The 7,994-nt window shown below is 39.9% G+C and carries 9 protein-coding genes; 4 read left to right on the top strand and 5 right to left on the bottom strand.

Going from position 1 to position 7,994, the window contains the following annotated elements; translation table 11 throughout:
- Nucleotides 1-3: 3 nt before the first annotated feature.
- The 4 genes from ACM0OS_RS02925 to queA form a co-directional block, all read right to left on the bottom strand.
- Nucleotides 4-222: a hypothetical protein gene (locus tag ACM0OS_RS02925; protein ID WP_414541649.1), complete on the bottom strand. Its 219-nt coding sequence runs from the start codon at nucleotides 220-222 to the stop codon at nucleotides 4-6.
- Between the two features lie 2 nt (nucleotides 223-224).
- Nucleotides 225-887, bottom strand: a complete 663-nt coding sequence (gene cas6, locus ACM0OS_RS02920; RefSeq protein ID WP_414541648.1) for a type I-MYXAN CRISPR-associated protein Cas6/Cmx6 — start codon at nucleotides 885-887, stop codon at nucleotides 225-227.
- Between the two features lie 539 nt (nucleotides 888-1,426).
- Entirely contained in the window at nucleotides 1,427-2,500 is a 1,074-nt protein-coding gene (locus tag ACM0OS_RS02915; RefSeq protein WP_414541647.1) for a tetratricopeptide repeat protein, read from the bottom strand.
- Nucleotides 2,501-2,587: 87 nt separating this feature from the next.
- Complete coding sequence (queA, locus tag ACM0OS_RS02910; protein WP_414541646.1) at nucleotides 2,588-3,769, bottom strand: tRNA preQ1(34) S-adenosylmethionine ribosyltransferase-isomerase QueA; 1,182 nt, start codon at nucleotides 3,767-3,769, stop codon at nucleotides 2,588-2,590.
- 374 nt (nucleotides 3,770-4,143) lie between these two features.
- Here queA and ACM0OS_RS02905 point away from each other — a divergent pair, with 374 nt between their 5' ends.
- Nucleotides 4,144-4,533: a hypothetical protein gene (locus ACM0OS_RS02905; protein WP_414541654.1), complete on the top strand. Its 390-nt coding sequence runs from the start codon at nucleotides 4,144-4,146 to the stop codon at nucleotides 4,531-4,533.
- A gap of 238 nt (nucleotides 4,534-4,771) precedes the next feature.
- Here ACM0OS_RS02905 and ACM0OS_RS02900 read toward each other — a convergent pair whose 3' ends face one another.
- Nucleotides 4,772-4,915: a hypothetical protein gene (locus ACM0OS_RS02900; RefSeq protein ID WP_414541645.1), complete on the bottom strand. Its 144-nt coding sequence runs from the start codon at nucleotides 4,913-4,915 to the stop codon at nucleotides 4,772-4,774.
- Nucleotides 4,916-5,187: 272 nt separating this feature from the next.
- Here ACM0OS_RS02900 and ACM0OS_RS02895 point away from each other — a divergent pair, with 272 nt between their 5' ends.
- The 3 genes from ACM0OS_RS02895 (at nucleotide 5,188) to ACM0OS_RS02885 (ending at nucleotide 7,986) form a co-directional block, all read left to right on the top strand.
- The gene (locus ACM0OS_RS02895; protein ID WP_414541644.1) at nucleotides 5,188-5,697 is read left to right on the top strand and encodes a universal stress protein; all 510 of its coding nucleotides are present in this window, start codon (nucleotides 5,188-5,190) and stop codon (nucleotides 5,695-5,697) included.
- Nucleotides 5,698-6,123: 426 nt separating this feature from the next.
- Nucleotides 6,124-7,335, top strand: a complete 1,212-nt coding sequence (locus ACM0OS_RS02890; RefSeq protein WP_414541643.1) for a response regulator — start codon at nucleotides 6,124-6,126, stop codon at nucleotides 7,333-7,335.
- Between the two features lie 288 nt (nucleotides 7,336-7,623).
- Nucleotides 7,624-7,986 carry a response regulator transcription factor gene (locus ACM0OS_RS02885; protein ID WP_414541653.1) on the top strand — a complete coding sequence of 121 codons (363 nt, stop codon included), beginning with the start codon at nucleotides 7,624-7,626 and terminating at the stop codon, nucleotides 7,984-7,986.
- The last annotated feature ends 8 nt before the right edge of the window (nucleotides 7,987-7,994 follow it).

Raw genomic sequence — 7,994 nt, 5'->3', positions numbered from 1 at the left:
GTGTTACTGTTTTTTCAACTTGAGACTCCAAAAAGTTTTCTGCACCACTAAGGTATCATCAGTCAAAAACCATGATATATGTCCTCCCCGTTGATGAGATGAGGGATATTGCTTTTCTAATTGCTTTAAAGTCATGTAAAGTCCCGTCATTCCCACGCGGTGCATTATTGTCGTATCCGCAGCATCGAGAGATAGGGAAATTTTGGGTTGGGTAGCAACCATGATCAGGTTTCCTCTTCTTCCTTGCTGCGAGTCGCTGGAACAAATACTCCACACATCATCTTTCGTTTCCCGCCAATGCCCTGTTCCTGCAAAATTAAGGAATCTTCTGGGTTGAGTTCGCTGATTTTTACGCCAAATCCTCTAATTTTAAACTGTTTCCCTTGTTTATTGATGGTTATTTGTCTTTTTTGAGGTGTTCCATCTTGTCGGGTAAGTAGTTCAATTTTCCCTTGTATTCCTAAATTATCCAGTTGCCGTTGAACAGCTTCAATAAAGTTAGTAGAGTCTTGAAACCCTTTAATCACCACTAATCTGGAATAGGCACTTTCTGAAGAAATTAACGGTTTGTAGTCGGGAATATCTAGTTGATAAGCATTTTGGCCTATATAAAAAGCTTGACCAGCTAAATAAGGATAAATTATAGGAATTTGTTGATGATAAATCCGAATTTTTAGACGAGATTGAGCAGTGAGTTCCAGCAAATTGTTCCTGGTCGGTATTCCAGCAATCGGATGAATCCCAATAGACTTTAGTTCGTGAAGGCTAGGACAAATACTGGACAAAGCACTATAGACAGCATAACCATTATCAAGAGGAATCGGTGCGCCTCTTAGCTTAAACGTTAAGTCTACATATTCCTCACTTTGAATTAATATAGCTGCCATAGATGGAAATTTCTAGAAAAATTTAAAGATGGCAGAGTTTGTTTAATACATCAACATTCTCTTCTGTATAATTGCCCTCATTGCCATCGCCAACTACTTTGGTTAGAGCAGTAATCCAGTTTAGACTATTGTTCGCAATATTCTTACTGCTTAGGGGAATATTATATTACTCTAGTAGTTAATCAGAACAGATCGATAACCGAATGTCTCTATCCCATACCAGCATGAACCGCTTCTACTCCATTCTAAAAAATCCGGCGCTTTCCTGCTTTCTATGCTTGATTGGACTCACGGCAAGCTTATCCTTCCATTTTGGACTAACGGCAAAGTTATGGTTCCAACCTGTCAATTTCATCCAAAATTAGCTGACGCAAGAATAAGGGTTATAGTGGTGTTGACGGCAAAGTTATGGTTCCAGTAGCGGCAAGCTTATGGGTAAAGTCACAATAAACCAAGTATTAGATAGCTAACACTTTACCAAGAAGCGGAGGGGCTGACGCTCACGGCGAAGCCTGCCCCCCTGCCTCTTTTGATGTAGGCTATTTATCCAAAGAAACTGGCACATTGCTAGGAATTGTTTCAGGTATCACCACATCACCTGTAACAGTTGCTTTCTCAGCAGAAGTAGCTGTTTGAGCAGCTTGACGCTGTTGTTCTATCACTTGGGCAATTTGCTGAATCAATTGGTCGATTTTCTGGGCTTCTTCCAGATTTTCTTGTTCCTGGTATATTTGGTGGGCGCGTTTCAATACTGCATTGGCTCTTGGTAGATCACCCTGATTGTATAAAGTCACTCCCAAATTATAGTAAGTTGCAGCATCCTGGGGATTTTGGCGAATGGCTTGGCGATAAACAGCGATCGCTTCGGTATTTTGACCTTGAATTGCCCTCAGACTGCCCATATTGTTGTAGGCTTTGGCATTTTGAGGATTTAGCTGCACCGCTTGCCGATAGGCGGCGATAGCAGGTTCGATTTCACCTTGTGATTGCAGGGCGATCGCTAAGTTAAAATGGGCATCGGCATTGTTTTGATCCAAATTAATTGCCTGTTCGTAGGCGGCGATCGCTTCTTGGGATTGTCCTAAGTCATGTAATGCTAACCCCAGGTTGTAATGGGCTGCTGACCTTGTAGGGTCGATCAGCAATGCTTGCCGATAAGCTGTTATTGCCGCTTCCTTTTGTCCTTGTCGGTGCAATGCTAACCCCAAGTTGTAATAAGTTTCACCCAAATTGGGGTTAATTCGTAAGGCTTCTCCATATTCTTGGACTGCTACATCTAGGCGGTTTTGCATTAACAGAATATTGCCGAGATAATTCCTGGCCATGCCAATAGTCGGGTCACGCTGCAAGGCACGGCGAAAGGCAGATTCTGCACCCTGTAAGTCATTTCGGTTATAACGTGTGACTCCTTGCTGGTAAAAGCTAGCTGCTTCTAAATCCTGAGATACTGGAGTTTGTGCCAACAGTTTGCTTGCTGGTAAATTGATCATTGTCGGTGCAGCCAACATCAAAAATGTAGAGGCAGCACAGAGAAGTCCTAAATGTGGCTGCCGCCCATTGAACATCGGAGAAAACCAGCAAAACCACTGGCGAATTTGATGCTGTTTATACATAACTGGCAACTCTGTACTTTTATAGATCCTTATAAGTCAGAGTACCCACCAAGAAACAGAAAATTAAAAGTTAAAAGTTAAAAATTTCTAACTCTTGCTAGCTCTAGCTTCTGGCAAAATTAGCATGGCATCACCGAAAGAATAAAAGCGATATTGAGAGGCGATCGCTTCGTTGTATAGATTTAACAATCGCTGTCTACCAATCAACGCACTTACCAGCATCAGCAAACTAGAACGCGGTAGATGAAAATTAGTAATTAAACCTTCTACTACCCGCCATTGGTAACCAGGATAAATAAATAAATTGGTTTTGCCACAAAATGGTTGTAAATCCCCAGATGTAGAGGCCCCTTCTAAAGCCCGGACTGCTGTTGTCCCCACAGCAATAATGCGACCACCAGCAGCTTTGGTGGCGCGAATTTGTTCTACTGTTTCTGGGGGAACTTCAATCCATTCTTCATGCATTTGATGACTAGTCACATCTTCTACTTCCACCGGGCGAAAGGTACCCACGCCCACATGTAGTGTAATGTAAGCTTGGTTGATGCCGCGATCGCGCAACTTTTCTAACAGTTCTGGCGTAAAGTGTAATCCAGCAGTAGGTGCGGCGATCGCCCCTGGTTGTTGAGCATAAACTGTTTGATATTGTTCATCAGCAGCAGTCGATGCTGTAATATAAGGTGGTAGGGGTATTTCACCGAAATCATCTAATACCGATACCAAAGATTTTCCTGTCGGCACATTAAATTGTAATAAACGCCCTCCAGTTGCTGCGTCTGTTTCTAAGACTGTGGCAGTTAATTGAGTAGGGAGTGGGTCAGAATTTTCTGCATTCCTCATCCCTATTCCTCTCGGTTCAAAAATAATCTCTGTTCCTTGTTTGAAGCGTTTTCCTGGTTTGACTAAGGCTAACCAACAGTTATGTTGTCGTTCTTCTAAAAGCAACACCTCTATTTCTGCGCCTGTAGATTTACGACCATAAAGACGTGCCGGAATCACCTTAGTATTATTTATGACTAATAAATCACCAGTGCGTAATAGTTCTGGTAAATCCCGAAAAATATGGTGTAGGGGTGCTGTTTCTTGACCTGTAGTAGGAGAATTTACTACCAATAACTGTGAGCTATCTCTAGGAAAAACAGGGTTTTGGGCAATAAGTTCACCCGGTAATGTGTAATCATATCCAGCCAATGAACAGTCTAGATTTGCGTTTTTTTCCTCTTGGGGAGAAGGTGACTGAAAATTAGTGTGTGCTATTTGTTGCTTCATAGAAGTTGAATGATGGTGAACAATTTAGGAACATGAATTAAATAACATGTAAGTCTAGTTTTTGACCTCACCCCGCCTTTGACTTGTGTCAAAGTCTCCTCTCTCCTTAGTAAGGAGAGGGGTTGGGGGTGAGGTTCTGTATTTTATTAAATCCACATTCCTTAGTTTGATATTTATCAGAAAAATGCTCAATTACAATGCTCAATTTCCTGTTTTCACTATTAGGTATGGAGACTATATTAAGTAACACGGAAATATCACTACTAAAATTGGGTAATTTTCCCCATACGAAAACGGGGGCTTTTACCCTACCCGGAATGCGATCTATCTACGAATATAGAGGAGTAGGATTGGCTTTGATCCAAAGCAGCAACATGGAATACTTGTATTACCTGGCAAATGCCAGTCTAACTCTGAGGGTCGTTCAACATCTGCACGCCAGACCTCAGATGCCCGTCTCCTTCGTTACCGTGATTCATCAAATTGATGGTTGGGTGGTGAGAATCAAATTCAAAAGTCCAGTTTCGTCTCAAGAAGATGGCGATTTTCGAGCTTTTCTCAATGAATTAGGAATTAGCTACGAGCCACCGATGCGCGTGCAAATGGCACTTTGGAGTTTGGAAGCGGGACAAAGCCCTGTGGACGTAATGCGTCGCTATCAAGTAGCGATAGTTTCTCATGGTAGCCCAGAAAGAGAAGAAATTGAAGCGTTTCGCCAACAATTCGTTCGGGGGCTGGGTTATTGTCCAGAAACACTGGCTTGAGATGGCTCGGTGTTAGTGCTAGCACCAAAGAATTGGTAATTGGTCAACAGAGATATTTTCCTATGACTAATTACCAGCCGATTTTGGATTTTCGGTTTTCACAAACAAATCTAATTCACTGTTCGCGTCAGATGCTGTAAATATTCGGTGATCTAGGATTCATTTTTATTAGCGCAGCCTGCGTTATGCGCTGAAAAAACTCACTCCCCATTCCCTGTGTCCTATTCCCTATTTTCTGTCAAGCCATTTGGTCGTCGCGTTGCCCAAATATGGGAATAATGGAAATTAAAAGGCAATAGGCAATAGGTAACAGGGAAATCTCCGTTTTGTCTGCTTTTTTAATCGCCAAGGCTAGGTGGAAAATTTCAGGTAAGATTTTCACTATTTCCAATTCACAATTAAGCGCCGTAGGTGTTGTCTTGCCATTAGACATAGGGCTTAGTGAATCGAAAGGTGTTAATAAAATAAATATTCAGATACAACGTTTAGCAATATCTGTCTAAATAGAGTAGGCGCATGAACAAATTAATTTTACAAATATAAATAATGCTCTCCATCGGCAGGTTTTATACTAATTTTACAAATGAATAAAACACATATAATTTACCTGTTTCTCATAAAGTAAAACAAGTCAATTAGTAAGGATTTTTGGGTATGTATCACAAAATTTTGGTGGCTGTAGATAAGTCTGACATGAGCCAATCTGTTTTTGAACAAGGTATATTTTTGGCAAAAGCAGCTGACGCTGAACTTATGTTGCTGCATGTATTATCTCCTTTAGAAGATCCTTATCTCAGTCCTGTATTTACCCAACCAGACACCATGTATCCGTCTCTACAAGCTGCACCTATAGATAGCTATATGCGGGAGTGGGAAGAACTGAAGCAACAAAGACTAGATTGGTTGCGATTGCTCAGTGACACAGCAATTCATGCAGGGGTAAAAACTGGGTTTACCCAAAACTTGGGTGATGCAGGTCGGATAATTTGTGAGGTGGCGCGTAATTGGCCCGCAGACTTGATTATTGTGGGTCGTCGAGGTCGTGTTGGCATTAGTGAGTTTTTGCTCGGCAGTGTCAGCAATTATGTACTGCATCATTCCCCTTGCTCTATTTTGACAGTCCAAGGGCGCATTCCTCCGACAACAGATACCGATTTGATTTGACGGCACCGAATAATTCAAGGTGCGTTGCGCGACAACACAACGCCAGTTCCTACAACTGAGGGAACCTCTGCAACGCACTTGCTCCCCTAAAGTTGATTTATATTTCTTTATATACATTGAATCTTAACTGCTAGAAATAATGTTAATAAATGTAAATTATATGTTGAGTTTTTAACATTTATTAACAAGAAACAAGAAGAAAAAATTTATCTCGAACCCACTATTTCTTTAAAGAAAACTCAGAACTTACACGGATATCATTTAGATTAAATATATTTATTATAGTAGATCAATAACTAATGAACTGCATCTTTATTATCTGAATTATTTAGACAAGTATATTCGCCATCGTAAAGACGCATACCAATTTTTATCTAGTTATTTTGGGTATTTAAAGGGCTGATTTGTTAATTAAAGGAACAAACTATGACCCACCCGGAGATGACGATATCAAATAACATTTTTAACGAATTTAAAATTTGTACTCAACTGCAATATAACGGACATTTAAATATTAAAAGTCCTAAAGGAAATCAATGGGTTTTTTACTATCGTCTAGGGCGAATAGTTTGGGCGACAGGTGGAACCCATCCTTTCCGGCGCTGGCGGAGACAGATGGCTCAATATTGCCCCGACATTGATGTAGATAAGTTGCAGTTACGCAGACAAGATATATCAATGGATTACTGGGATTATCGCCTCCTGGAAATTTTGTATAAAAAACAGAAAATTCAGCGTGAGCAAATTCACGCTATTGTAGAAAATACGATAGCAGAGCTTTTATTTGACTTAGCTCAGAAAACTGATTTTGTCTCTGTGAGTTGCGATCGCAGGCAGGAAGTAATCTTAGAAACACCAATGAGTTTTACGAGTGCAGATCTGTCTATGAAACAGATGCAAGACTCGTGGAAAACTTGGTCAGAAGCTGGTTTAGCGAATTTTTCTCCTGACTTAGCGCCAGTCATCCGCAAACCAGAACAACTCCAGGAGCATGTTAGTCCATCTGTTTACAAAAACTTTGTCAGTTTGATCGACGGTAAGTATACGCTGCGGGATTTAGCAGCAAAAATGAAGCAGAGTATTGTCCCTGTTACCCGTTCGTTGTTGCCTTATATCCTCAAAGGCATTATTGAACTAGTGGAAGTTCCTGATTTACCTTTGTCAGTGACAGAACTCAAAAGTCAGCCTATTGCTACACAATCGCAAAAATCAACTGTGCCATTGGTGGCCTGTGTGGATGATAGCCCTCAAGTTTGTAAAATCTTAGAGGAAATTATCACTTCAAATGGAATGAGATTTGTCAAGATTCAAGATGCTGTACAAGCTTTACCAACCTTGATTCAAGACAAACCAGACTTGATTTTTTTAGATTTGATTATGCCTATTGCTAATGGTTACGAAATCTGCACTCAGTTGCGCCGTATTTCTGCCTTTGCCGACACACCTATAATTATTTTAACTGGTAATGATGGCCTCCTGGATAGAGTCCGCGCTAAAGTAGTCGGTTCCACAGATTTTCTGACTAAACCCGTAACAGAAGATAAGTTAATGAGTGTAGTCAAAAAATATTTACCTGTACAGGTAAAAACTCAAGTTAAAGACAAATCATATCCATCTAATTTAAGGGTTTGTCATTAAGGTCTTTGGCATAAATTTTGGATTGGCTTTTTTAAAAATTACTTTTTGAAAACTCGGATATGCTTCAGTCTTAATTATCTTACGTAAGGCTGAATTATCCAGTGATTAATCATGTTAAATGAATTTAAAAGTATTTTAAAAAAACTGATAAAGCCTAGTATTTACGCTGAAGCAAATACAAAAAACATGAATCAAACTTGAGTAAAACTCAAATCCAGTAAATGCCTTCTTAAGATGTTTACTAAATTTGGTAGTTCTATTATTTCAAAAATTACACAGGCGATAACCATGAATACTGTTTTAGTTGTTGAAGATGGTTTGACAGATATGCAAATCCTCAGCCGTTACTTGCAGCAAGCAGGGTATTCGGTAATGAGTGCCACTAGTAGTGAAGAGGCACAGGACAAAATAGACAAAAATAAACCTGATCTGATTTTTTTAGATGTAATTTTACCAGGTAAAAGTGGATTTGAAATTTGTCGAGAACTTAAAAATAACCCCAACACCAGCAAAATACCTGTGGTTTTTTGTTCTACTAAAAATAGCGATGTAGATAAAATTTGGGGTAATATGCTGGGTGCGGAAGCTTATCTTTCCAAACCTATAGATCAAGAAGAACTAGAGGTTACTTTAAAGAAATTAATTAAGTAATATCAAAG

The sequence above is a fragment of the Nostoc sp. CCY0012 genome (assembly GCF_963920855.1).
Taxonomy (GTDB): Bacteria; Cyanobacteriota; Cyanobacteriia; order Cyanobacteriales; family Nostocaceae; genus Cyanocohniella.
This window is presented reverse-complemented; position numbering and strand designations above follow the sequence as displayed.

Coding starts and splice junctions, on each gene's coding strand:
- ACM0OS_RS02925 (WP_414541649.1), bottom strand. CDS start 222: ATGGTTGCTACCCAACCCAAAATTTCCCTATCTCTCGATGCTGCGGAT.
- cas6 (WP_414541648.1), bottom strand. CDS start 887: ATGGCAGCTATATTAATTCAAAGTGAGGAATATGTAGACTTAACGTTT.
- ACM0OS_RS02915 (WP_414541647.1), bottom strand. CDS start 2,500: ATGTATAAACAGCATCAAATTCGCCAGTGGTTTTGCTGGTTTTCTCCG.
- queA (WP_414541646.1), bottom strand. CDS start 3,769: ATGAAGCAACAAATAGCACACACTAATTTTCAGTCACCTTCTCCCCAA.
- ACM0OS_RS02905 (WP_414541654.1), top strand. CDS start 4,144: ATGGAATACTTGTATTACCTGGCAAATGCCAGTCTAACTCTGAGGGTC.
- ACM0OS_RS02895 (WP_414541644.1), top strand. CDS start 5,188: ATGTATCACAAAATTTTGGTGGCTGTAGATAAGTCTGACATGAGCCAA.
- ACM0OS_RS02890 (WP_414541643.1), top strand. CDS start 6,124: ATGACCCACCCGGAGATGACGATATCAAATAACATTTTTAACGAATTT.
- ACM0OS_RS02885 (WP_414541653.1), top strand. CDS start 7,624: ATGAATACTGTTTTAGTTGTTGAAGATGGTTTGACAGATATGCAAATC.